Genomic DNA, 24,464 nt, shown 5'->3' on the forward strand with positions numbered 1-24,464 from the left:
GCGCCGGTCTGCCGGGCCCGGGTGGTGCCGGTGGGGTGGGGGTCCCATAGCTGGCGTCGCCCGCGCCCCCCCCCCCCCGCCCCGGGGGCCCGCTGTCGGGTCACGGCCCGGCCGGGCCGTGACCGACGGTGGCGGCCGACTCGGCGGGGGCCAGCGGCAGGTCCCGGCCGAGCACGCCGAAGGGACGTTCGTCGCCGGGGAAGTGGAAGTGGCGCAGCACGTCGACGAAGCCGAACCGCCGGTACAGCCGCCAGGCCCGCGAGGCCCGCTCGTCCGCCTCCGGGGTGGACAGCAGGGTGGTCGTGCCCTCGGCGAGGGTGAGTAGGGCGGTCAGCTGCCGGGTGCCCAGGCCGTGCCCCTGCGCCGGCGGCCGGACGTGCAGCTCCACCACCTCGAAGCAGTCGGCCAGCCAGCGCCGCCGGGCCCGCGGGTCCAGCACCCGGTGCACCTGGTCGTGCCACCACTGCCCGGGCGCGCCCAGGTAGCCGTACCCGAAGCCGGCCAGGTGGCCCTCGGTGGTGAGGCTGGCGACGGCGCGGAACCCGGGCCGGCGAACGTGGGTGGCGATGTAGCCGCGCCGGGCCTCCAGCAGGTCGGTGCGGTAGTTCATCGCCTCTCCGTAGACGGTGACCACGTCGTCCAGCCGCCGGACGAGATCGTCCGGCGTCCACCGCACCAACCTCATACGTGTCCCTTCACTGTTGCCGCGTCGCCGTCGGCGACCCACCCCAGCACCGTCCGGTCGCCGACCACGTCGCGCACCTCGAACCGCGCGAAGAGCTCCTCCGCGTACCACCCCTCGGTGGGGGTGCGTCTGATCACGGCGCGGTGCTCCGGGTGACGGTACGCGAACGCCACGAGGTCCGCCGGGTCGCGCCACACGCTGATCGTGCCCTGCCAGCCCAGCGGGGCCTCGCCGACGCCGAACCGGGCGAGCAGCCCGGGCGCGGCGTGCAGCGCGGCGGCCACCGGGGGGATCGCCGTCCAGAAGGTGGCCGCCCGGCGGGGCCGCAGCCGGGCCCGGGTCAGCGCCAGCACCGGGCCGTCGACCCGGCCGCCGGGCGGGTCGCCGAACGGGCGCCGGCCGGACCACTCGCCGCGGCTGCTCACCGGGCGCAGGTCGACCCGGACGGCCGCCGGGGAGATCCGCGCCCAGGCCCGGCCGACCGGGGAGGCGTCGAAGCCGTCGGCGGCGGCCGGCGAGTCCCACACGGTCAGCGCCGCCCATCGGGTCAGGTCGGCGTCGCCGGGCCCGAAGCCGGTGCCGGTCCCGGTGCCGAGCAGCTTGCCGAACCGTACGCCCGGGGTGGCGCGCAGCCGGCGCGGGTCGAGCGCCATCCGGGTCAGCGCCCGGGGCAGCGCGGCCCGGGAGATCCGCCACACGTGCAGGGTGACCAGCTCGGGAACGGTGTCGCCGGTCGGCGCCTCGCTCACGCCACTTCGGCCGGGGCGCCGGCGGTGATCCGCAACAGGTCCGCGTACGTGCTGGGGAAGACGGCCTGCGGCACTCCGCCGGCCGCCCAGACCTCGTCGTACCCCTGCAGGTCGGTGTCGACCAGGGTGCGCAGCGGGTGCGGGTGGCCCAGCGGGGCGACCCCGCCGATCACCTGGCCGGTGTGTTCCCGGACGAACTCCGGGGTGGCCCGGCGCAGCCGCGTGACCCCGATCCGGGCGGCCAGCTCGGCGGTGTCCACCCGGTGCGCGCCGGAGGTCAGCACCAGCAGCGGGACGCCGTCGGCATCGAAGATCAGCGAGTTGGCGATGGCGCCGACGTCGACGCCGAGCGCCGCGGCGGCCGCGGCCGCGGTGTGGACCGCCTCGGGCAGCAGGCGGACCACGCTGGGCGCGCCGGCGCCGTCGCGCGCGTCCGCGCCGTCCAGGGCGGCCTGCACCGCCCGCACGTTCGGGTGTGGCTGCATGCCGTCATTCTTGCCGGTCCGCCGTGGGCCGGCGGAGCCGGCCAGGTAGGTCGGCGTGGCGCGGCCGGGGTCGGTGCCATCCGGAGCGGAGCCGTCGCTCACGGTCACGGCACCGGGCCCGAGGCCGGTCGTGAGCGCTTACCGACCCGGCCAGCCGGGGGTGGCGCGGACCCGGCCGGTGGCGTCGACCAGCAGCGCCTCGTGCCCGTCCAGGGTGGCCAGCCAGTCCAGCGCGTCCGCGCCCCGGGCCACCGCGGCAGTGGCGTACACGTCGGCCCAGAGCAGGTCGGGGCCGACCACGGTGACCGACCGCAGCGCGGTCGCCGGGCGGCCGGTCCGCGGGTCCACGATGTGCGCCCCGCGCCGGGCGGTGCCCGAGGTGGCGACCGCCCCGTCGTGCCGGGTCAGCACGTCGAGCAGCCGGCCGGAGCGGTCCGGGTCCTCGATGCCGACCCGCCAGCCCGGCCGGTCCGCCCCGGTCCGCAGCAGCACGTCCCCGCCCGCGTTGAGGCAGACGTCGTGGTCGGGCAGATCGCCCAGCCAGCGGGCGGCCCGCCCGACCGCCCAGCCCTTGACCAGCCCGGACGGGTCGAACCCGACGCCACCGGAGGGCAGCGGCAGCCGCCGGGCGTCGAACCGGCCGCCGGTGCGCGCCCGGGCCAGCTCGCACAGCTCGACCACCTCGCGCACCGGCGGCGCGGCGGTGGCCGGGTCGGGCATCCGGCCGCCGAGGCGCCCGAGCACGCTCTCCGGCCGCCAGGTGCTGAACGTCGCGTCGACTTCCCGCAGCTCGGCGAAGAGCCGCTCCACCCGGGCGGCGACGGCGTCGGTGCGCACGCCGGGGCCGCGCAGGTGCACGCTCACCGGCAGGCCCATCACCTGCACCACCCAGGCCCGCCGGGCCAGCTCCACCGTCAGGTCCACCGTGCCCACCCCGCTCACTTCAGGTGCGCCGCGTCGATGGCGGCCTGGAGGGACTCGCGGTAGCCGTCACTGGTGACGGTCGCGCCGGAGACGGTGTCGACCTCGGCGCTCTGCGCCGCGAGGGTCTCCTGCCGCAGGATCGGCACCGCGTGGTCGTTGATCTGCCGATCCCGGAAGTTCCCGTCCGGCACCTGGAGCACGCTGACGTTGGTGATCTTCCCGCCCGAGGCGGTGATCCGGACCTGCACCGGGCCCCACCGGGTCTGCGCGACCGACCCGTCGTACCGGCCGGGCCCGCTGGCGCCGCCCGAGCCGGGCTCGGCGGCCGTACTCCCGGTGCCGGCGCCGGCGGCGATCGCGCTGGTCTCCCCACCCGGGCCCATCGTGCTGGTCTTGTAGCTGAACAGCAGCACCAGGGCGGCCACGGTGCAGAGCAGCCAGCCGGTGATCCGTCGCACGGATCCTCCTCCCTCGCCTGTCACCAGGCGAAACGTTCGTGGTGGGTGTGCTGCTCGGGCACCCCGGCAGCCCGGGTCGCGGCCCGCGCTGCGTCGATCCAGCCGTCCGGGCCGCAGAGGTAGACGTCGTGGGTGGCGATGTCGGGGGAGAGCCGGCGCAGCGTCTCGGCGTCGGACCGGCCCTCGGCGTGGACCGGCAGCCAGGACGGTCGCCGCGCGCGCGGCCCGACCAGGTGGTGCACCACCACGCCGCGAACCGCTGCGAGCCGGTCCAGCTCCGCCCGGAAGGCCAGCTCCTGCGGGGTACGCGCGCGGTAGAGCAGCACCGCCTGCCCCGGGGCGTACGGCAGTTCCCAGAGCAGGGCCAGCAGCGGGGTGACGCCGACGCCGCAGGCGAGCAGGGTGACCCCGCCGCCACGCCAGTGCTCCCCGGTCAGCCGCCCGTACGGCCCTTCCAGCAGCACCCGGGTGCCGGGGCGTAGGGTGGCGACCCCGGCGCTGCCGTCCCCGAGCGCCTTGACGGTGATCCGCATCAGGTCGCCCGACGGCGGCGCGGACAGCGAGTAGGGGTGCGCCCGGGACCAGCCGGGGCCGTCCAGGAACCGCCAGCAGAAGAACTGTCCGGCCCGGACCGGCAGCCGGTCCAGGTGACGCCCGCGCAGCCAGATCGAGGTGATCCCGGGCGCCTCGGGCACCACCGCGGCCACCTCGACCCGGTGCCGCAGCGAGCGCCAGGCCGGCAGGCCGAGCCGGAAGACCAGCACGCTGCCCAGCGCCACCAGGTACGCCGTCCACCAGTAGGCCCGGGCCGCGGCCGAGCCGACGAAGTCGGCGCCGGTCCAGAGCTGGTGCGGCAGCGCCAGCCCGATCCCCAGGTACGCGTACAGGTGCAGCAGGTGCCAGGACTCGTAGCGCAGCCGGCGGCGGGCCGCGCGGACCGAGGTGACCACCACCAGCACCAGCAGCGCCAGCGCGGCGGTGGCCAGCAGCATGCCGGGGTACTCGGTGACCAGCAGCCAGAGCTGCGTGAGGACGTTCTCCCGGGCGGTGCCGGCGTACCCGAGGGTGGTCAGCACGACGTGGGCGAGCAGCAGGTGGAACGAGGTGAAGCCGGCCAGCCGGTGCCAGCGGGCGATCCGGTCCTGCCCGAAGCGCCGCTCGACCAGCGGCACCCGGGCCATCAGCACCACCTGGACGAGCATCAGGTCGGCGCTGAGCAGGCCGGTGAGCCGGCCGGCGGAGGTGAGGCCGGTGGCGAGCTCGCCCAGCAGTTCCTGCACCCCCCGGTCGGCGGTCCAGAGCGCGGTGACGACCAGCAGGCTGAGCACCGCCGCGCTGCCGGCCACGTCGCCCCACCAGGCGGGCGCGGGGCGCGGCGGCCGGTACGCGGTGCGCCGGTCCAGGACGGTGGCGCTCATCCGGCGGCCCGTTTCGACGGGTCGGTCATGGGCCCCACCCTGCCGGGGCGACCTCCGTGCCGGCTTTGCCGCTGCTGTGCGCGCCCTGAGAATCCCCGCGGCACGCCGGACGCCACACGTTGCGTTTTGGCCGGAGGGAGGGTGTACTGTCAGGGCAGTTAGAACGAGTGTTCGATTGAGTCGTACGCCCGTTCCAACGCCCGGGAGCGGTGTTTCGCGGCTCCGGCTCTCGGGAGAGGTGCGGTTTCGCGGACCGCACCGGGGTTCCGGGCAGTCGCGAGCCTGGTCCCGTCAGGCAGGATCGTCGTCCGCCGCCCACGACCCCCGGGCGGCGGACGACGAACCCGCCGGTGCGCCGGCCGGGTGTGGTGTGGGGAAGCATCCACACCCGGCCGGCCCCATCCGGTGCGTCTTCCTCCGCGCCACCCGCTCCGGGCACCCGCCGACGGATCCCTTCCGCCGCGCGTCGCGCCCGCCCCGGTCACGCGGAGGAGACAGTCATGCCGACCCACCCGGCCCAGGCACCGACGGTGCCCGCGCACGTGCTGCCGCACCGCACCCCGGCCCAGCTCCTCGCGGTGGCCCGGATCGGGCTCAGCGAGGCCGCCCGGACCCGCCCCGACGGGCTGCGCTACGCCGCCGCCCACCTCGCGGCGCTGCGCGCGGCCGCGGCCCTGCTCGCCGCCCGCGCCCGCCCCGCCCCCGCCCCCGCCCGACGCCACCGGATCACCAGCGTCTGGGTCCTGCTCTCCACGGTCGCCCCCGAGCTCGACGAGTGGGCCGCCTACTTCGCCGCTGGCGCCGGCAAGCGGGCCGCCGCCGAGGCGGGGATACCCCGCGTGGTGAGCGCCCGGGAGGCCGACGATCTGCTCCGGGCCGCCGAGCAGTTCGTCTCGGTGGTGGAGACCGCGCTCGGCCTGGCCCACCAACCGACCCTCGACGGCCTCGCCGCCTGACCCCGGCAACGCCCGGGTCTCCCGCCGGGCACCACCCGGCGCCCCATCCAACAGCGACACCTGATCCAGCAGAAACACGACGGGGGGTTGGTCCCATGGCGGGCCGCATGGTGGTCGGTTCCGCCGCACTGGCCGGTCTGGTGCGCCCGGCGAGCGCGCCGGACCCGGCGGGCGGTCACCGGGTGCTCCCGGTGGCGCCCGAGCTGACCGGCCTGCTGCCCAACCGCGGGCTGCGCCGGGGCAGCACGATCGCCGTCTCCGCCGGCCAGCCCCGGCGCAGTGGCGGCACCTCCCTGGTCCTGGCGCTGCTCGCCGAGGCGTCCCGGGCCGGCTCCTGGTGCGCGGTGGTCGGGGTGCCGACCTTCGGGGCCGGCGCGGCCGCCGAGGTCGGGATCGCGCTGGACCGGCTCGCCCTGGTGCCCGACCCCGGCCCGGAGTGGCCCACCGTCGTCGCGGCGCTGATCGACGGGGTCGACGTGGTCGTGACCGCCGTGCCGCAGACCGTCTCCGCCTCGGTCGCCAACCGGCTCGCCGCCCGGGCCCGGCAGCGCGGCAGTGTGCTCGTCCCGTACGGCCGGTGGGACGGCGCGGACGTCACGCTCCAGGTGGTCCGCGGGGTCTGGGAGGGGCTGGGGTCGGGCCGGGGTCGGCTGCGCCGCCGCGAGGTGACCGTGTCGGCGCGCGGGCGCGGCGCCGCCGCCCGCCCCAAGGAGATCAAGGTCTGGCTGCCCGGTGACGGGCTCACCCGGGTCATCCCCCGGCCGCCGGCCGCGGGCGGCGTCGGCCGCTCCCGCCGTGGCACGCTCACCGTGGTCGGGTCGGCGTGACCGGCACCCCGGTGCGTGCCCTGCTGCTCTGGTGCCCGGACTGGCCGGTCATCGCCGCCGAGATCGTCGACGGGGTGCCCGCCACCGGCCCGGTCGCCGTGCTGCACGCCAACCGGGTGGTGGCCTGCTCCGAGCGGGCCCGTGCCGAGGGGGTGCGGCGGGGCCTGCGCCGGCGGGAGGCGCAGGGGCGCTGCCCGCAGCTGACCGTCGTCGACCACGACCCGGGGCGGGACGCCCGCGCCTTCGAACCGGTGGTCGCCGCCGTCGAGGAGGTCGCCGCCGGCGTCGAGGTCGTACGCCCCGGTGCCTGCGCGCTGGCCGCCCGCGGCCCCAGCCGCTACCTCGGCGGCGAGGAGGCGGCCGCCGAACGGATCGTCGAGCAGGTGGCCCAGGCCTGCGCGGTGGAGAGCCAGGTCGGGATCGCCGACGGGGTCTTCGCCGCCGGGCTCGCCGCGCGCGCCGGCCGGGTCGTGCCACCGGGCGGGACGCCGGAGTTCCTCGCCGGGCTGCCGGTCGAGGCGCTCGGCCGTCCCGCGCTGGCCGACCTGCTGCGTCGGCTCGGCGTACGTACCCTCGGCGACTTCGCCGCGCTGCCCGCCGGCGACGTGCTGGCCCGGTTCGGCCTCGACGGGGCGCTGGCCCACCGGCTCGCCGCCGGGCGGGACGACCGCCCGCTGGCCGTCCGGCAGCCCCCCGTCGACCTGGCGGTGACCGCCGACCACGACGAGCCGCTCGACCGGGTCGACGCGGCCGCCTTCGCCGCCCGCGCGCTCGCCGAGCGGCTGCACGACCGGCTCGCCGCGTACGGGCTGGCCTGCACCCGGCTCGGCATCGAGGCGGTCACCGCGCACGGCCAGGAGCTGCACCGGGTCTGGCGGCACGACGGCCTGCTCACCGCCGCGGCCATCGCCGACCGGGTCCGCTGGCAGCTCGACGGCTGGCTCTCCGGCAGCACCGGCCGGGCCGGCGCCCGCCCGGCCCGGCCGACCGCCGGGATCGTCCGGCTGCGGCTGGTCCCCGACGGGGTGCTGGCCCGGTCGGGGCTGCAACCCGGCCTGTGGGGGGAGACCGGCGAGGAGCGGGAGCGGGCGCACCGGGCGTTGAGCCGGGTGCAGGGCATCCTCGGCCCGGAGGCGGTGGTCACCGCCGTGCTCGGCGGCGGTCGCTCCCCGGCCGACCAGACCCACCTGGTCCCGTGGGGCGACGAACGGCTCCCTGCCCGCCCCGGCCCGCCGCCGCTGCCCGGCGCGCCGGCCGACGGTGCCGACCATTCCGCCGGTCGGGGTCGTGCCGTGGGCGCCGGCCGGGCCGCCGGGGGCTCCGTGGGCGCAGGCAGGGCCGCCGGGGGCTCCGCCGGCGTCGGCGGGGCCGCCGGCGGAGGGAGCGCCGTCCCGCCGTGGCCGGGGCGGCTGCCGCCGCCCGCACCGGCCGTGGTGCTGCCCACCCCGCTCGCCGCGACCGTGCACGACGCCGCCGGTGAGCCGGTCGTGGTCAGCGCGCGCCTGGTGGTGAGCGCCGCGCCGGCCCGGCTGGCCGTCGGCACGGCCCGACCGGTCGAGATCGTCGGCTGGGCCGGCCCGTGGCCGGTGGACGAGCGCTGGTGGGCCCCGGCCGAGGCCCGGCGCCGGGCCCGGTTCCAGGTCTGCCTGGCCGACGGCGCCGCCCTGCTGCTGGCGGTCGAGGCCGGCCAGTGGCTGGTGGAGGCGATCTATGACTGAGTGCTCCGGCGCGCGTCCGTCAGGTGTCCCGCCCCGGCCGTTCCGTACCGACCGGGCCGGAGCCGCCGGGTGAGCTTCCACAACCCCCAGCTGCCCTGGTCCGAGCTGGAGCGGGTGCTCTCCGGCCGGCCCGGCGGCGGGTCCGGTGGTGGGCGGTCGCGCGAGGCGCGGCACCTGCACGTGGTCGACCCGCTCGCGGTCGACGCCGACGGTGGCGACGCCCCGGCCTGGAGCCGCACGCGCCCGCACTACGAGGCGCCCGAGCTGCCCCGCCCCGACGGCACGGTGCCCTACGCCGAGCTGCACGCGCACAGCAACTTCAGCTTCCTCGACGGCGCCAGCCACCCGGAGGAGCTGGCCGAGGAGGCCGCCCGGTTGGGGCTCACCGCGCTCGCCGTCACCGACCACGACGGCTTCTACGGCGTGGTCCGCTTCGCCGAGGCGGCCCGCGCGCTGCACCTGCCGACGATCTTCGGCGCCGAGCTCTCCCTGGGGTTGCCCGGCCCGCAGAACGGCGAGCCCGACCCGCACGGCGCGCACCTGCTGGTGCTCGCCCACGGGCACGAGGGGTACGCCCGGCTGGCCGCCACCATCGCCCGTGCCCAGCTGCGCGGCGGGGAGAAGGGCCGCCCGGTCTACGGCGAGCTGGAGGAGGTCGCCGCCGAGCTGCGCGATCACGTGCTGGTGCTCACCGGCTGCCGCAAGGGGCACGTGCCGGGCGCGCTGCTCACCGAGGGCGTCGACGCGGCGGCCCGGGAGCTGGACCGGCTCACCGCCCTCTTCGGCGCCGAGACGGTGGCGGTGGAGCTGACCGACCACGGGCACCCGGTCGACGCCGACCGCAACGACGCCCTCGCCGAGCTGGCCGCCGCCGCCGGGCTGCCCACGGTGGCCACCAACAACGTGCACTACGCGACCCCGGGCCGGCGCCGGCTCGCCACCACCCTGGCCGCCGTACGGGCCCGGCGCAGCCTGGACGAGATCGACGGCTGGCTGCCCGCCGCCGCCACCGCGCACCTGCGCAGCGGCGCGGAGATGGCGGCCCGGTTCGCCGCGTACCCTCAGGCGGTGGCCCGGGCCGCCGAGTTCGGCGCCGAGCTCGCCTTCGACCTCCAGCTGGTCGCGCCGAAGCTGCCGGCGTACCCGGTGCCGCCGGGGCACACCGAGATGAGCTGGCTGCGCCACCTGACGATGCGGGGGGCCCGGGAACGCTACGGCCCGCCCGAGGCGCATCCCGAGGCGTACGCGCAGCTGGAGCACGAACTGACGATGATCGAGCAGCTGGGCTTCCCCGGCTACTTCCTGGTGGTTTACGACATCGTCACGTTCTGCCGTGAGCAGGACATCTACTGCCAGGGCCGGGGCTCGGCGGCCAACTCGGCGGTCTGCTACGCGCTGCGGATCACCAATGTGGACGCGGTCCGGCACCGGCTGCTCTTCGAGCGCTTCCTCGCCCCGGAACGCGACGGCCCGCCCGACATCGACGTGGACATCGAGTCCGACCGCCGGGAGGAGGTGATCCAGCACGTCTACACCCGGTACGGCCGGGAGCACACCGCCCAGGTCGCCAACGTCATCTCCTACCGGCCCCGTTCGGCGGTGCGGGACGTGGCCAAGGCGTTCGGCTTCTCGCCCGGCCAGCAGGACGCCTGGAGCAAGCAGATCGACCGCTGGGGTTCGGTCGCCTCGGTCGACGTCGAGGACATCCCCGAGCAGGTGGTCGCGTACGCCAACGAGCTGCAGACGTTCCCCCGGCACCTGGGCATCCACTCCGGCGGCATGGTGATCTGCGACCGGCCGGTGATCGAGGTGTGCCCGGTGGAGTGGGGCCGGATGCCCGGCCGCAGCGTGCTCCAGTGGGACAAGGACGACTGCGCCGCCGTCGGCCTGGTCAAGTTCGACCTGCTCGGCCTCGGCATGCTCTCCGCGCTGCACTACGGCTACGACATGATCGGGATGACCCTCGACCTGGGCGACATGACGCTGGACGACCCCGAGGTCTACGACATGCTCTGCCGGGCCGACTCGGTCGGGGTGTTCCAGGTGGAGAGCCGCGCCCAGATGGCCACCCTGCCCCGGCTCAAGCCCCGCGAGTTCTACGACCTGGTGGTCGAGGTGGCGCTGATCCGGCCCGGCCCGATCCAGGGCGGCTCGGTGCACCCGTACATCCGGCGCAAGAACGGCCAGGAGCCGGTGACCTTCCCGCATCCGCTGATGCGCAACGCGCTGGAGAAGACCCTCGGCGTGCCGCTGTTCCAGGAGCAGCTCATGCAGCTCGCGATCGACCTGGCCGGCTTCGACGCGGCCGGGGCAGACCAGCTGCGCCGGGCCATGGGGGCCAAGCGTTCGGTGGAGCGGATGGCGCAGATCGCCGACCGGCTCTACGCCGGGATGGCCGAGCGGGGCATCACCGGCGAGCTGGCCGACGACGTCTACCGCAAGCTCACCGCGTTCGCCAGCTACGGCTTCCCGGAGAGCCACGCGATGAGCTTCGCCTACCTGGTCTACGCCAGCTCCTGGCTCAAGCGCCACCACCCGGGGCCGTTCCTGGCCGCGCTGCTCAACGCCCAGCCGATGGGCTTCTACTCACCGCAGACCCTGGTCGACGACGCCCGGCGGCACGGCGTCGAGGTACGCCGGCCGGACATCAACGCCAGCGGGGCGAAGGCCGTGCTGGAGTCGACGCCGGAGACCCGGTGGGGGAGCCAGCCGGGGGAGCCGCCGCACGAGTGGGGGCTGGGCGGGCCGGCCGTCCGGCTCGGGCTGGGCAGCGTACGCACCCTCGGTGACGACGTGGCCGAGCGGATCGAGGCGGAGCGGGCGGCGCACGGGCCGTACCGGGACATGCCGGACCTGGCCCGGCGGGTCGGGCTGACCGCCGCGCAGCTGGAGGCGCTGGCCACCGCGGACGCCTTCGCCTGTTTCGGGCTGACCCGGCGGCAGGCGCTCTGGGCCGCCGGCGCGGCGGCCCAGGACCGGCCGGGCCGGCTGCCCGGCACGGTGACCGGGACGGCCGCGCCCACCCTGCCCGGGATGGAGGCGGTGGACCGGCTGGTCGCCGACGTCTGGGCGACCGGGCTGTCCCCGGAGAGCCACCCGGCCCGGTTCATCCGGGACCGGCTCGACGCCCTGGGTGCGGTGCCGATCGCCCGGCTCGGCCGGGTGGAGCCCGGCCGGCGGATTCGGGTCGGCGGGATCGTCACCCACCGGCAGCGGCCCGCGACCGCCGGCGGGGTCACCTTCCTCAACCTGGAGGACGAGACGGGGATGCTCAATGTCACTTGCTCCCCGGGGCTCTGGCAGCGCTATCGTCGAATCGCCCGCACCAGCACGGCGCTGGTGGTGCGAGGCCGGTTGCAGCGGCACGAGGGAGTCACCAGCCTCACCGCCGACCGGCTGGACGCCATCGAGCCGCCGGTCAGCCCGGCGTCCCGCGATTTTCGCTGACTTCAGTGATCCACATTACGGTTTCTCGGGCCGTCAGGCGGGAGACTTCCGGCACGTGCGGGCAGAGTGGCCCGTTCGCGGCAAGGGGGAAGACGCGATGACGTCGAACAGCATGTACACCGGTGGCGTGGCGAACGCCCGGCGCACCCAGCTCGGCGCCGGCTGGGCGCCGGCGCAGGACGTGGAGACGCGCGAGTATCAGGTGCACGATGGCCCGGTGGCCAACGCCAACCGGTCCCGCGCGGAGGAGGACCCCGCCGGCGGCGGCGAGTCCTGACCCGAGAGGCGCGGCACCGCCTGCGGGGGGTCGGCTGGCGTGGGTGACTAGGCTCGACGGGGTGGAGCAGACCACCCCAGGCCGGTTCACCGGGCCGCCGCTGACCCCCCGTACCGCTGTCATCTGGTCGGTCCTCGCCGCCGAGCTGGACCGACGTGCCGGCGACGAGCTGACCGTGCTCGACGTCGGCGGCGGGACCGGCGGCTTCGCTGTCCCGCTCGCCCAGGCCGGGCACCGGGTCATCGTGGTCGACGCCAGCCCCGACGCGCTCGCCGCGCTGACCCGCCGGGCCGCCGAGGCCGGGGTGGCCGCCCGGGTACGCGCCGTCCAGGGCGACGGCGACGCGCTGGCCGGGCTGGTCGAACCGGCCAGCGCCGACCTGGTGCTCTGCCACTCCGTGCTGGAGGTGGTCGACGACCCGACGCCGGTGGTCGCCGCGCTGGCCGCCGCGCTGCGACCCGGTGGCGCGGCCAGCGTGCTGGTCGCCGGCAGGGCCGCCGCCGTGCTGGCCCGGGCGATGAACGGCCACCTGGACGTCGCCGCCGCGCTCGCCGCCGCCCCGGACGGCTCCGCCGGGCCGCGCGACACCCTGCGCCGACGCTTCGACGCCGCCGGGGCCGCCGCGCTGCTGCGCGCCGCCGGGCTCACCGTCGAGGAGATCCACGGGGTACGCGTCCTCGCCGACCTGCTCCCCGCCGCCGTGGCCGACGGCCAGCCGGGCGCCCTGGTCGAGCTAGAACGGGCCCTCGCCGCCCGGTCGCCGTACCGGGATCTCGCCGCCAAGCTGCACCTGTTCGCCCGCCGGCCGGCATGACCTTCCCGCCACCGCCCGCTCCGCTGGACGTGGTGGCGCCGCGCTACGGGGGCGGCAGCCTCGCCGACGTGGTGCCCAGCGCGCTGGCCGTGCTCGGCGTGCCCGGCGCGGTCGACCTGCTCGGGCTGACCTCCCGCCTGGCCGGGGTGCGCCGGATCGCCGTGCTGCTGGTCGACGGGCTCGGCTGGTACCAGATCCCGACCGCCGCGCCGTACGCGCCGACCCTGGCCGGCCTGGCCGCGACCGCAGGTCGGCCGCTGACCTCGGGTTTTCCCTCCACCACGCCGACCAGTCTGGTGAGCTTCGGCGCGGGCGTCGCGCCCGGGCCGCACGGGGTGCTCGGCTTCACCGTCCGGGTGCCCGGCACCGACCGGGTGCTCAACCACATCGAGTGGGCCGGCGACCCGGAGCCGCTGACCTGGCAGCCGGTGCGTACCCAGTGGGAGCGGGCCCGGGCGGCCGGCGTCGCGGTCACCGTCGTCAGTCGCCCCGAATTCGCCGGCAGCGGGCTCACCCTGGCCGCCAACCGGGGCGGCGACTACCGGGGCGCGGCCGGGGTGGAAGCCCTGGCCGCGACGATGCTCGCCGCGCTGGCCGCCGGCCCCGGGCCGACCCTGGTCTCCGGCTACCACCCCGACCTGGACCGGCACGGCCACCTCACCGGTGTCGACTCCGCGCCCTGGCGGCTCGCCGCCGCCGGGGTGGACGCCCTGCTCGCCCGGCTCGTCGACGGCCTGCCGCCGGACGCCGCGCTGCTGGTCACCGCCGACCACGGGCAGCTCGACGTGCCCGCCGCGCACCGCTTCGACCTGGACACCGACCCCCGGCTGCGGGCCGGGATACGGGTCGTCGCCGGGGAGCCGCGGGTGCGCTACCTGCACGTCGAGCCGGGCGCCGTCGACGACGTGGTGGCCGCCTGGTCGGCGGTGCTCGGGCCGGCCGCCCGGGTGGAGACCCGGGAGGAGGCGGTGGCCGCCGGGCGGTTCGGCCCGGTGCCGCGGGAGCACCTGCAGCGCGTCGGCGACGTCGTGGTGACCTGCCACGGCACGTACGCGGTGCTGGCCACCCGCTCCGAGCCGCCGGTGGTGTCCCGGCTGGTCGCATACCACGGGGCGGACACCGCGGCGGAGCTGACCATCCCGCTGCTGGTGGTGCGGGGCTGACCGGCGGGGCTGTCGTACCGGCGGGTTAGCCTGCGGGAATGGGTCGGAGCCAGTCGTTCGCGCGCGGTCATGACCCGCGCCGCGGGTCGGAGTGCGGCGGCGACCCGCGCTTCGGGCCCGACGCCGACGACTCCGGCAGCCCCATCCTGCACGTCGACATGGACGCCTTCTTCGCCTCGGTCGAGGTGCGCCGCCGCCCCGAGCTGCACGGCCGGCCCGTCGTGGTCGGCGGCGTCGGGCCGCGCGGCGTGGTCAGCTCCGCCAGCTACGAGGCCCGGCGGTACGGCGTCCGCAGCGCCATGCCCACCATGCGCGCCCGGGCGCTCTGCCCGCACGCGGTCTACCTCCCGCCCGACTTCGGGCAGTACACGGCGGCCTCCCGGGCCATCATGCAGATCTTTCGGGACGTCACCCCGCTGGTCGAGCCGCTCTCGCTGGACGAGGCGTTCCTCGACGTGGCCGGCGCCCGGCGGCTGTTCGGGTCGCCGGTCGAGATCGCCCGCCGGATCCGCGGGCGGGTGGCGGCCGAGCAGCAGCTGACCTGCTCTGTCGGGGTGGCCCCGAGCAAGTTCGTGGCCAAGCTCGGTTCCACCCGGGCCAAGCCGGACGGCCTGCTCGTGGTGCCGGCCGGTCGGGTGCTGGAGTTCCTGCACCCGCTGCCGGTCGCCGCGCTCTGGGGGGTGGGGGAGCGCTCCGCCGAGACGCTGCGCCGGCTGGGCCTGAGCACCGTCGGCGACCTGGCCGAGGCGCCGTACGGGATGCTCCGCAAGGCCGTCGGCGAGGCGGCCGCGACCCACCTGCACGAGCTCGCCTGGGGGCGCGACCCGCGGACGGTCAGCCCGGAGCACGTGGAGAAGTCCATCGGCGCCGAGGTGACCTTCGACGCCGACGTCGCCGACCCGGTGGAGATCCGCCGGGCCCTGCTCGCCCTCAGCGAGAAGGTCGGCGCCCGGCTGCGCCGCGCGGGGCAGGTCGGGCGGACGGTCTCGCTCAAGGTGCGGCTGGCCGACTTCCGCACGGTCAACCGGTCCCGCACCCTCGGCGTGCCCACCGACGTGGCCCGGGAGATCTTCGACACCGTCTGGGCGCTCTACACCGTTCTCGACCCCGGAGAGCGGGTCCGGTTGGTCGGCGTGCGGGTGGAAGGGCTGGCCGGGGCGACGGAGACGCCACGGCAGTTGACCCTCGGCGCGCCCGAGCGCGGCTGGCGGGAGGCGGAAGCCGCCGCCGACGCCGCGGCTGCCCGATTCGGGCGGTCCGTCATAGGTCCGGCCAGTCTGCTCGACAAGCGTGATCCCCGGCGCGGCGAAAATCAGACCCGGCCGTAGGTCGTCCCGCTTTCCGACGCGCGAGCCCCCTCGTAGACTTGACGGCAAGCAGCCGGTTGGCTGCCACGGTCTGTCGGCCCGACCGGGCCGACTTACGTGACCGGGGAGGAGTGCCGTGCCGCTCTCGGAGCACGAGCAGCGGCTGTTCGAGCAGATCGAGCGGTCGCTTGCCGAGGACCCCAAATTCGCCTCGGCCGTGCGCGCCAGCGATCCGCGTTTCCACGCGCGGCGTCGCCTGCTCGTCGCTGCCGGCGTGGTCGTCGTCGGCCTGGCCCTGTTGGTCTACGGCGCGGTGATCAAGACTCCGCCGCTGGCAGTGGCGGGCTTCGTCGTCATGCTGGCCGCGCTGGGCTACGCGGTGCAGTCGCATCGCCGGTCGCAGTCACCCGACCTGCACGTGGTGGGTGGCACGACGAGTCGCCGTCGTTCGCGCGGGCGCGCGGGTCGACGGCCGTCGCTGCTGGACCGCATGGAGGACCGGTGGCGACAGCGCCCGGAGGGACATCGCTGAACGCTCACCGCCGATGAGGCGGGTGGGCGTCGCCACGACGGTGGGTGCCGGACGAGGTCCGACCACCTCCGTTGTACCACCATGTCCAGCCCCGGCCCCCTGACGGGGTGGACGCCCCACTGTGGCCCCCTGCCGGGCCCACGGCCGGGGCTTGATCGACTTCTCGTCGGCGATCTGACGCGGATGCCGCGATGTCCGAGAGATGGTGCCCGTGGGCTCGCCGCGCCGCTGCCCGGCCCCGGCGCCGCCTCGCCCCCGACGCAGGACGGGCGGCCCGGTGTGCGCGTCGTCGGCTGTCCGTCGTCGCTGACCGGGACGGCCCCGCCGGGCCGACGTGGGTCGGACCGGCGGGGCCGTCGGGTCAGGCGGGACGGATCAGGCGCGGCGGGCGGACCGGGTGGCGAGCAGCCGGCGCGGGCTCCAGCGTTGCAGCCGCGAGCGGGTCCGCCCGCCCGTGGCCACCAACCGCGAGGACGAGTCCGCGATCGCCAGCCGCCAGCGCAGCAGCACCGACGGCGGCAGCACGGTGGCGAGGAACCGGGTGCGCCGGTCCGACCGGGCGGCGAGGGCGCCCCGGACCGTCTTCAGCGCGGGATGCAGCGGCTCCCCGGTGAGCGGATCGCGGGCGTAGCGGGCCCGCTCCTCCGCCCGGCCGAGCAGTCGTACCGCCCCCGCTGATGTGGCGTCGTCGCCGACGGCCTCGCGGGCCAGCCGCTCGGCGGTGGCCCGGGGCGTCTCCGTCGGGTCGACGCGTACCCGGTAGTCGACCAGCGTGTCGAGCAGTTCGTCCCAGGCCGCGTGGGCGTCGGCGCGGGCCCGGTCGTGGTCCGCGCCGAGGACGACCATGCCGGGCGCCTCGGCGTCCGCCCCGTCCGTCCCGCCGCCGGCCGTGGTGACCGCCGGTGCCGGCCGGCCGTGGCGGCGACGCCGCAGCGTCATCCGTCGCAGCGCCGGCAGGCAGAGCAGGGTGAGCAGGGCCAGCACCGGGCCCGCCGTCCACCAGCGCCAGCTCGGCGCGCGCCGGGTCGGGGCGCCGGCGGCCGGGTCGAAGCCGGTGTCGGTGTCCCGGTCGGCGGCGTCCTGGCGGTCCGGCCGGGCCAAGGCGGCGGGGTCGTCGGGGGAGGCGCCGGGAGCGCTGGTCTCCGAGGGCTCCGGGTCCGGGGCGTCGCTGTCCGGGGCCCAGGCCGAACGGTTCGCGCCCTGCACCGCGTACGCCGGGGTCGCGTCGAACGGGACCCAGCCCATCCCGTCGAAGTAGACCTCCGTCCAGGCGTGCAGGTTGCGGTTGGTCAGCACGTACGTCCCGCCGCCCGCGCTGGCGCCGTTGGTGAAGCCGAACGCCACCCGGGCCGGGATGCCGGCGGAGCGCACCAACCAGGCCATCGCCGCCGCGTACTGCTGGCAGTAGCCGACCTTGTTGGTGAGGAAGTCGACGATCTCCTCGCCGCTGGTGCCCCCCTTGGTGCTCAGCGAGTAGCTGAAGCCGTTCTCCCGGGAGAAGTAGTCGTAGATCGCCCGGACCTTGTCGTAGTCGTTCTGCTTGCCCTCGACGAGCCGGGACACCAGCACGTCGACCTGCTGCACCGACGGCCGCCGTGTCTGCTGGACGGCGATCGGGTGCTCGGCCGGCAGGGACCGGGCCTTGCGCAGGGCCGCCGGGGTGAACGTCGAGCGGACGTACTCGAACGAGTAGCGCTTGCCCCGGGAGTTGTCCCGGTTGGAGAAGACCACCCCGAGGTTCGGGTCGTAGAGCCAGTTGCCGTTGAGCCCGTCGGTGCTGACCGGATCGGCGTACACCGGCGCCAGCGGCATGTTCAGGGTGCGGGTGGTCTCAACGGTCGCCCGGTAACGCTGCTGCTCGGCGCTCTGGCGAGCCGGCGGGTCGGGCAGGTCCCGGTCCACCCGCCGGCCGGTGGGCGGGCGCACCCGGAAGCCGTCCGGCCGCAACTCGTCCGCGACGCCGAAGCGCAGGTAGAACGGGCTCGGCTCGTTGGTGGTCACCTTCACCAGTTCGGTCACCTCGGACTGGTTGAGCTGGCCGCTGAGCGCGGCGAACAGGTCGATCCGGCCGGGGTTGCCGCCCTGTCCGGACCGCCCGTTGCCGTTGCCGTTGCCGTTGGAGTTGACCTGGTCGAGCACCCCGCCGGACATCCCGGGCACGGCCAGCGGCACCACCACGGCCAGCGCCACGCCCACCACCGCCAGCCGGCGACCGGCGGCGGCCAGCGGGGAGGACTCCCAGACGTCGACGCCGCGTCCCTCGCCGGTGAACCGGCGGCCGAACCGGCGTACCCGGTCGACGTTGTCGGTGACCAGCAGCCACAGGTAGCCGCAGGCGCCGACCACGAAGGGCAGCGCGGGCACGCTGTCCACGTAGACCGCCACCGGCACCGAGTAGATCGCCAGCATCGGCAGGCCGGCCAGCGCCGGGCGACGCAGCCCCACCGCCAGCACGTCGACCATGATCGCCACCGCGCCCACCCCGAGCACGGTGATGAACAGCAGCGGCGGGGTGTCCGGCACCTCGACGCCGTACGAGCGCATGTCCTGCAACGAGCCCTGCGCCAGCTCACCGAAGTGGGCCAGGGTGGCCGGGGTGGGCAGGAACGCGACCAGCTCGGTGCCGCCCGGGAAGAGCCAGGTCAGGGCGAGCAGCAGGCCGGCCAGCATGCCCAGCACCTGCCCCCACAGGGGAGCCCGGACCAGCCGGGTCAGCGCGGCCACCCCGGCGACCACGGCCACTGCGATGGCGGCCTCGATCAGCCAGGTCCAGCGCTGGAAGATCGACGACAGTGGCGCTGCGGCGAGCAGGGTCGCCGCAGCGGCCACGAAGCCGAGGTTCCGGGACGCGATCACGACGTCACCCCTTCCGTCATCGGACGCCGCCGGCGACCGTCTCGGCGAGCGCCGCGCGCAACGCGAAGCCCTGCGAGCCGCGGGCGGCCTGCGGCCAGAGCGCCGGCAGCCGGCCGCCGTGGTCCACCCCGATCACCCGCCAGCCACCCTGGAGCAGGGCGAGCGCGGCCGCGCCGTGCGCCCGTTCCGACTCGGCGCGGGCACTCTCCGGCAGGTTGAGCCAGGTGGAGCTGTCCAACAGGAAACCGACGCAGGTCGCGCCGTTGGCCCGCAGCCCGGCCAGCAGCTCGGCCTCGGCCGTGCTCACCGAGCCGAGCAGGGCGATGATCAGGCCGCCGTCGGCGCGTTGCCGGACCCGCTGTACCACGGTGGCGACCTCGCCGCGCTGGTCCAGCCGGACGTCCGCCAGGTGGTCCAGGAGCAGGCCGTCCCCGGCGCCCTCGGTGGCGTCCATGTCGGCGCCGGAGCCGGTGACCAGCCGCAGCTTGTAGCCGGACTGGCGCAGGTGCACCGCGATGCTCGCGGCGGCGGAGACCGCCCACTCGAAGCTGGCGGTCGGCCCGTCGCCGCGGTGGCCGAACGCCCGGGTGTCCAGCACGACGGTGGCGCGGCTCTCCCAGGGCTGCTCCTCGCGGCGCACCATCAGCTCACCGGTGCGGGCGGTCGACTTCCAGTGCACCCGCCTCAGGTCGTCGCCCATTCGGTACTCCCGGGTGGCGGCGTCGTCCTCGCCGTGTACCGCCACCGACCGGGCCCGGCTGTCGCCGCTGCCGGCGTACTCGCCGGGGAGACGGACCGTCGGCAGCGGGGTGACCTGGGGGATGACGGTCAGGTGGTCGGTGCTGGGGAAGGCCCGGGTCAGCTCGCAGAGCCCGAACGGGTCGGTCAGCCGGACCACCAGCGGGCCCACCTCGTACCGGCCGCGCACGTCGGCCCGGACCGTGTACGCCACCGAGCTGGCCTGTTGCGCGCCGAGCCGCTCCAGCACCACCCGGGGCCGGCTGCCCAGCGCGTACGGCAGCCGGTCCTCCAACAGCAGGGTGCCGGTGGGCAGGCGGGACATGTTCTGCAGGCGCAGCACCACCCGGGAGTTGGCCCCGACCGGCACCCGGTGCGGCTCCAGGGACCGGTTGCAGGCGAGCTTGTAGCGGCTGCGCCCGACGTAGAGCGCGGCGAACAGCGGCAGGACGGCGAGCAGCACGGCCACCCGCAGCAGGTCCTTCTCGCCGAGGATGCCTGCGGAGAGCGCCGCCGCGACCGCGGCCGCCAGGAACGAGCGGCCGCGGGTGGTCAGGCCGCGCAGCCCGTCGCGCACCTCAGGGCCTCCGCGGCTCGTACGGCCCGCGACCGTTGCCCGGGGCGGGCCGCGGCGTGTCGTACGGGGTGCGCCTGCGCTCCTGCGGCAGGGCCAGCCGGTGCACCAGTTCGGAGACGATCGCGTCGGTGGTGCGCCGGGCCAGCTGGGCGTCGGGGGTGGGGATGATCCGGTGCGCCAGCACCGGCACCGCGAGGGCCTGCAGGTCGTCGGGGAGCACGTAGTCGCGGCCCTCCAGCGCGGCGACCGCACGGGCGGTGCGCAGCAGCTGCAGGGTGGCCCGCGGGGAGGCGCCGAGGCGCAGGTCGGGGGCCTCGCGGGTGGCGGTGACCAAATCCACCGCGTACTGCTTGATGGCATCCGCGACGTGCACCTGGCGGACCGTGGCGATCAGCTGGCGCACGGTCGCGGCGTCGGAAACCGGGCGCAGCTCCTGCAGCGGGTCGGTGGCGCCGTGACCGTCCAGCATGGCCAGCTCGGCGCCGGCGTCCGGGTAGCCCATGGCGATCCGGGCGGTGAACCGGTCGCGCTGAGCCTCCGGCAGGGGGTACGTCCCCTCCATCTCGATCGGGTTCTGGGTGGCGATCACCATGAACGGCGTCTGGAGCTGGTAGGTGACGCCGTCGACGGTGACCTGCCGCTCCTCCATGCACTCCAGCAGCGCGGACTGGGTCTTCGGCGAGGCCCGGTTGATCTCGTCGCCGACCACCAGGTTGGCGAAGACCGCGCCCGGGCGGAACTCGAAGTCGTGCGTCTCCTGGTTGTAGACGCTGACCCCGGTGACGTCGCTGGGCAGCAGGTCGGGGGTGAACTGGATGCGGCGGACCGAGCAGTCGATCGAGCGGGCCAGGGCCTTGGCCAGCTTGGTCTTGCCGACCCCGGGCACGTCCTCGATTAGCAGGTGCCCCTCGGCGAGGAGGACGGCCAAGGCGAGGCGCACGGTCGCGGTCTTGCCTTCGATGACCTGCTCGATGTTGGCCACGATGGCTTCGCTGGCGGCGCGGAACTCGTCGTGCGGCAACATGCCGCCCACCTCGTCCCAGGTCTGTTGTGTCACGGGCCTCCTCCTCGTCGCCGGAACGGCAGCTCTGTATAGAGCACCTGGACCCGCCGTTGGGTTCGCGACGCCGAGCCACGTCTGCCGCAGAAATCTCACTGGCCTCTCAGGCTAACCATGTTTCTCGCCGCTGCCGCCCCTTGCCGACAGACGGTCGGTTACGCCCCGAATATTCGCCGGGACGGGGGACCTGACGGTCGCTGTCGGTGCCCGACATGATCACAATGGGCACCGGCGGAGGGTCGCGGCACGGGTGGTGGCGGCCCGCCCGTCCCGACCCGTGGCGGCGGGCGACATGCGCGACTGCGGGGCGGGGTACACTGCCGGTCATGGTCGGAGTCTTCCTGCTTCTTACCGGGCCGTGCTGATGCGCTGACGCGCGACAGCACGGCGGCCCCTCCTGCGCGAGGGGCTTTTTTGTGCCCTCCGTCGGCCGGCGGGTGACCCGGGCCGGCCGGCCCGGCGGGCACGGCGAGCGGATCCACTCCCCATACCGACTATTGACCACGCCGAGCGAGGTCAGCACCCAGCCCGGTCGCGGCACGGCCGGCGGCGACGAGCGAAGCGAGGAGACGCCATGAGTGAGGCAGCCGTACCAGCGGGCGACATCCCTCCGTACCGGTACACCGCGGCCCTGGCCGACGAGATCGAGCACCGGTGGCAGGACGTCTGGGCGCGCGAGGGCACCTTCCACGCCCCGAACCCGACCGGCCCGCTGGCCGACCCGGACCACCCGCGGGCGGGCGCGGAGAAGCTGTACGTGCTGGACATGTTCCCGTACCCGTCGGGTGCCGGCCTGCACGTCGGCCACCCGCTGGGCTACATCGGCACCGACTGCTTCGCCCGCTATCAGCGGATGGCCGGGCGCAACGTGCTGCACGCGATGGGCTTCGACGCGTTCGGCCTGCCCGCCGAGCAGTACGCGGTGCAGACCGGCACCCACCCCAGGACCACTACCGAGCAAAACATCGAGCGGTACAAGGCGCAGCTGCGCCGGCTGGGGCTGGCCCACGACGAGCGCCGCTCGGTGGCCACCATCGACACCGACTTCTACCGCTGGACCCAGTGGATCTTCCTGCAGATCTTCAATTCCTGGTACGACCGGGAGGCGAGGAAGGCCCGGCCGATCGCCGAGCTGATCGCCGAGTTCGAGGGAGGCAACCGGCCCACCCCGGACGGCCGCCCCTGGGCCGAACTGACCGTGGCCGAGCGGCGGAAGATCGTCGACGATCACCGGCTGGCGTACATCTCGCAGGCCCCGGTGAACTGGTGCCCGGGGCTGGGCACCGTGCTGGCCAACGAGGAGGTCACCGCCGACGGCCGTTCCGAGCGGGGCAACTTCCCGGTCTTCAAGCGCAACCTGAAGCAGTGGATGATGCGGATCACCGCGTACGGCGACCGGCTGCTGGACGACCTGGACACCCTGGACTGGCCCGAGCCGATCAAGCTGATGCAGCGCAACTGGATCGGCCGCTCCACCGGCGCGCACATCGACTTCCCCACCACCCTGGACCCGATCCGGGTGTTCACCACCCGACCGGACACCGTCTTCGGTGCGACCTACATGGTGCTGGCCCCGGAGCACGAGCTGGTCGACGCGCTGGTGCCGGCCGCGTGGCCGGAGGGGACCCGGGACGCGTGGACCGGCGGGCACGCCAACCCGCGCGCGGCGGTCGAGGCGTACCGGAAGGCGGCGGCAGCCAAGACCGACGTCGAGCGGCAGGCCGACACGAGGCAGAAGACCGGCGTCTTCGTCGGCGCGTACGCCGTCAACCCGGTCACCGGCGGGCAGATCCCGATCTTCATCGCGGACTACGTGCTGGCCGGCTACGGCACCGGCGCGATCATGGCGGTGCCGGCCCAGGACGAGCGGGACTGGGCGTTCGCCGAGGTCTTCGACCTGCCGATCGTGCGGACCGTGCAGCCGTCGGAGGGCTTCGACGGCAAGGCGTACACCGGGGACGGCCAGGCCTTCAACAGCGCCGCGCCCGACCGCGGCCTGGACCTGAACGGCCTGGGGGTGGTCGAGGCCAAGGCCCGGATCATCGAGTGGCTGGAGGCCAACGGGCACGGCGCCGGCGCGGTGACCTACCGGCTGCGCGACTGGCTGTTCTCCCGGCAGCGCTACTGGGGCGAGCCGTTCCCCATCGTGTACGACGAAACCGGTGCCGCCATCGCGCTGCCGGAGGAGATGCTGCCGGTCGAGCTGCCCGAGGTGGACGACTTCTCGCCGCGGACGTTCGACCCGGAGGACGCCGACAGCAACCCGGAGACCCCGCTGTCGCGCCGGAGCGACTGGGTCGAGGTGGAGCTGGACCTGGGCGACGGTCCGAAGCGCTACACCCGCGAGACCAACGTGATGCCGCAGTGGGCCGGCTCCTGCTGGTACGAGCTGCGCTACCTGGACCCGACCAACTCCGAGCGGTTCGTCGACGCGGAGAACGAGCGGTACTGGATGGGGCCGCGCGGCGCGGGTGACTGCGGGGGCACCGACCTGTACGTCGGCGGCGCCGAGCACGCCGTGCTGCACCTGCTGTACGCCCGGTTCTGGCACAAGGTGCTGTACGACCTGGGCCACGTCTCCTCGTTCGAGCCGTTCCGCAAGCTGTTCAACCAGGGCTACATCCAGGCGTACGCGTACACCGACGCCCGGGGCGGGTACGTGCCGGCCGAGGACGTGACCGAGCGCGAGGGTGGCTTCTACCTGGGCGACACCCAGGTCAACCGCGAGTACGGCAAGATGGGCAAGTCCCTGCGGAACGTCGTCACCCCGGACGAGATGTGCTCCGCGTACGGCGCGGACACGTTCCGGGTCTACGAGATGTCGATGGGTCCGCTGGAGGTGTCCCGCCCGTGGGAGACCCGGGCGGTGGTCGGGTCGTACCGGTTCCTGCAGCGGGTCTGGCGGGCGGTCGTCGACGAGCAGACCGGCGCGCTGCGGGTCACCGACGCGCCGGCCGACGAGGCGACCCGCCGGCTGCTGCACAAGGTCGTCGACGGGGTCCGCGGCGACATGGAGGCGATCCGGTTCAACACCGCGATCGCCAAGCTGATCGAGCTGACCAACGGGTTGACCCGGCTGTCGGAGACCCCGCGCGAGGTGGCCGAGCCACTGGTGCTGATGCTGGCGCCGTTCGCCCCGCACGTGGCCGAGGAGCTGTGGCGGCGGCTGGGGCACGAGGCCTCGCTGACGTACGCGGACTTTCCGACCGCCGACCCGGCGCTGCTGGTCGCCGAGACGGTGACGTACCCGGTGCAGATCAACGGCAAGGTCCGGGGCCGGGTCGAGGTGCCCGCCGACGCGTCCGAGGACGACGTCCGGGCGGCGGCGCTGGAGGCGGTCGCGGGTTCGCTGGCCGGCAAGGAGCCCCGCAAGGTCATCGTGGTGAAGGGCCGGATGGTCTCCGTCGTCGCCTGACCCCGCCTGTCCTTCCTCGGCGGGTCAGGGTGTGCGGTGATGAACCGTGGTCATCGCG

At 75.4% G+C, this 24,464-nt stretch carries 20 protein-coding genes; 11 read left to right on the forward strand and 9 right to left on the reverse strand.

Annotation, left to right across the window (positions count from 1 at the left end; translation table 11 throughout):
• Positions 1-100: 100 nt before the first annotated feature.
• From ABZ807_RS10925 to ABZ807_RS10950, 6 genes are all read right to left on the reverse strand, one after another.
• Positions 101-685 (reverse strand): GNAT family N-acetyltransferase, encoded by a 585-nt coding sequence (locus ABZ807_RS10925; RefSeq protein WP_357155255.1) that lies wholly within the window; start codon positions 683-685, stop codon positions 101-103.
• A complete protein-coding gene (locus ABZ807_RS10930) occupies positions 682-1,434 on the reverse strand; it encodes a monooxygenase (protein ID WP_357155257.1) in 753 nt (250 codons plus the stop codon). The genes ABZ807_RS10925 and ABZ807_RS10930 overlap by 4 nt, the downstream gene beginning before the upstream one ends.
• Positions 1,431-1,919 (reverse strand): YbaK/EbsC family protein, encoded by a 489-nt coding sequence (locus ABZ807_RS10935; protein ID WP_357155585.1) that lies wholly within the window; start codon positions 1,917-1,919, stop codon positions 1,431-1,433. Before ABZ807_RS10935 ends, ABZ807_RS10930 begins: the two co-directional genes overlap by 4 nt.
• A 138-nt stretch (positions 1,920-2,057) precedes the next feature.
• Entirely contained in the window at positions 2,058-2,843 is a 786-nt protein-coding gene (locus ABZ807_RS10940) for an FAD:protein FMN transferase (protein WP_357155259.1), read from the reverse strand.
• 14 nt (positions 2,844-2,857) lie between these two features.
• On the reverse strand, positions 2,858-3,301 hold the full coding sequence (locus tag ABZ807_RS10945) for an FMN-binding protein (RefSeq protein ID WP_357155261.1): 444 nt from the start codon (positions 3,299-3,301) through the stop codon (positions 2,858-2,860).
• Between the two features lie 20 nt (positions 3,302-3,321).
• On the reverse strand, positions 3,322-4,719 hold the full coding sequence (locus ABZ807_RS10950; RefSeq protein ID WP_357155262.1) for a ferredoxin reductase family protein: 1,398 nt from the start codon (positions 4,717-4,719) through the stop codon (positions 3,322-3,324).
• 500 nt (positions 4,720-5,219) lie between these two features.
• On the opposite strand from ABZ807_RS10950, the gene ABZ807_RS10955 reads away from it, so the two are divergent.
• From ABZ807_RS10955 to ABZ807_RS10995, 9 genes are all read left to right on the forward strand, one after another.
• Entirely contained in the window at positions 5,220-5,675 is a 456-nt protein-coding gene (locus ABZ807_RS10955) for an SAV_6107 family HEPN domain-containing protein (protein WP_357155264.1), read from the forward strand.
• Positions 5,676-5,770: 95 nt separating this feature from the next.
• Positions 5,771-6,502 (forward strand): hypothetical protein, encoded by a 732-nt coding sequence (locus tag ABZ807_RS10960; RefSeq protein WP_357155266.1) that lies wholly within the window; start codon positions 5,771-5,773, stop codon positions 6,500-6,502.
• Positions 6,499-8,220 (forward strand): DNA polymerase Y family protein, encoded by a 1,722-nt coding sequence (locus ABZ807_RS10965; protein WP_357155268.1) that lies wholly within the window; start codon positions 6,499-6,501, stop codon positions 8,218-8,220. The genes ABZ807_RS10960 and ABZ807_RS10965 overlap by 4 nt, the downstream gene beginning before the upstream one ends.
• A gap of 69 nt (positions 8,221-8,289) precedes the next feature.
• Positions 8,290-11,667: an error-prone DNA polymerase gene (locus tag ABZ807_RS10970; protein ID WP_357155270.1), complete on the forward strand. Its 3,378-nt coding sequence runs from the start codon at positions 8,290-8,292 to the stop codon at positions 11,665-11,667.
• 97 nt (positions 11,668-11,764) lie between these two features.
• Positions 11,765-11,944 (forward strand): hypothetical protein, encoded by a 180-nt coding sequence (locus ABZ807_RS10975; RefSeq protein ID WP_357155272.1) that lies wholly within the window; start codon positions 11,765-11,767, stop codon positions 11,942-11,944.
• 43 nt (positions 11,945-11,987) lie between these two features.
• Complete coding sequence (locus ABZ807_RS10980) at positions 11,988-12,758, forward strand: methyltransferase domain-containing protein (RefSeq protein ID WP_357155274.1); 771 nt, start codon at positions 11,988-11,990, stop codon at positions 12,756-12,758.
• Positions 12,755-13,921, forward strand: a complete 1,167-nt coding sequence (locus ABZ807_RS10985; RefSeq protein WP_357155276.1) for a nucleotide pyrophosphatase/phosphodiesterase family protein — start codon at positions 12,755-12,757, stop codon at positions 13,919-13,921. The genes ABZ807_RS10980 and ABZ807_RS10985 overlap by 4 nt, the downstream gene beginning before the upstream one ends.
• A 38-nt stretch (positions 13,922-13,959) precedes the next feature.
• Positions 13,960-15,249, forward strand: a complete 1,290-nt coding sequence (locus ABZ807_RS10990; protein WP_357155278.1) for a DNA polymerase IV — start codon at positions 13,960-13,962, stop codon at positions 15,247-15,249.
• Positions 15,250-15,364: 115 nt separating this feature from the next.
• Positions 15,365-15,760 carry a DUF3040 domain-containing protein gene (locus ABZ807_RS10995; protein ID WP_357155280.1) on the forward strand — a complete coding sequence of 132 codons (396 nt, stop codon included), beginning with the start codon at positions 15,365-15,367 and terminating at the stop codon, positions 15,758-15,760.
• Between the two features lie 375 nt (positions 15,761-16,135).
• On the opposite strand, the gene ABZ807_RS11000 is transcribed toward ABZ807_RS10995, so the two are convergent.
• From ABZ807_RS11000 to ABZ807_RS11010, 3 genes are read right to left on the reverse strand one after another with little or no spacing between them, the layout of a single operon-like run.
• Positions 16,136-18,616: a DUF3488 and transglutaminase-like domain-containing protein gene (locus ABZ807_RS11000; protein ID WP_357155281.1), complete on the reverse strand. Its 2,481-nt coding sequence runs from the start codon at positions 18,614-18,616 to the stop codon at positions 16,136-16,138.
• A gap of 16 nt (positions 18,617-18,632) precedes the next feature.
• Positions 18,633-19,931 carry a DUF58 domain-containing protein gene (locus ABZ807_RS11005; RefSeq protein ID WP_357155283.1) on the reverse strand — a complete coding sequence of 433 codons (1,299 nt, stop codon included), beginning with the start codon at positions 19,929-19,931 and terminating at the stop codon, positions 18,633-18,635.
• A 1-nt stretch (position 19,932) separates the two neighbouring features.
• Complete coding sequence (locus ABZ807_RS11010) at positions 19,933-20,988, reverse strand: MoxR family ATPase (protein ID WP_357155285.1); 1,056 nt, start codon at positions 20,986-20,988, stop codon at positions 19,933-19,935.
• Between the two features lie 419 nt (positions 20,989-21,407).
• On the opposite strand from ABZ807_RS11010, the gene ABZ807_RS11015 reads away from it, so the two are divergent.
• A complete protein-coding gene (locus tag ABZ807_RS11015) occupies positions 21,408-21,569 on the forward strand; it encodes a hypothetical protein (protein WP_357155287.1) in 162 nt (53 codons plus the stop codon).
• The gene (gene leuS, locus ABZ807_RS11020; RefSeq protein ID WP_357155288.1) at positions 21,566-24,406 is read left to right on the forward strand and encodes a leucine--tRNA ligase; all 2,841 of its coding nucleotides are present in this window, start codon (positions 21,566-21,568) and stop codon (positions 24,404-24,406) included. The genes ABZ807_RS11015 and leuS overlap by 4 nt, the downstream gene beginning before the upstream one ends.
• Positions 24,407-24,464: the final 58 nt, after the last annotated feature.

The organism is Micromonospora sp. NPDC047548 (assembly GCF_040642975.1).
GTDB lineage: Bacteria > Actinomycetota > Actinomycetes > Mycobacteriales > Micromonosporaceae > Micromonospora.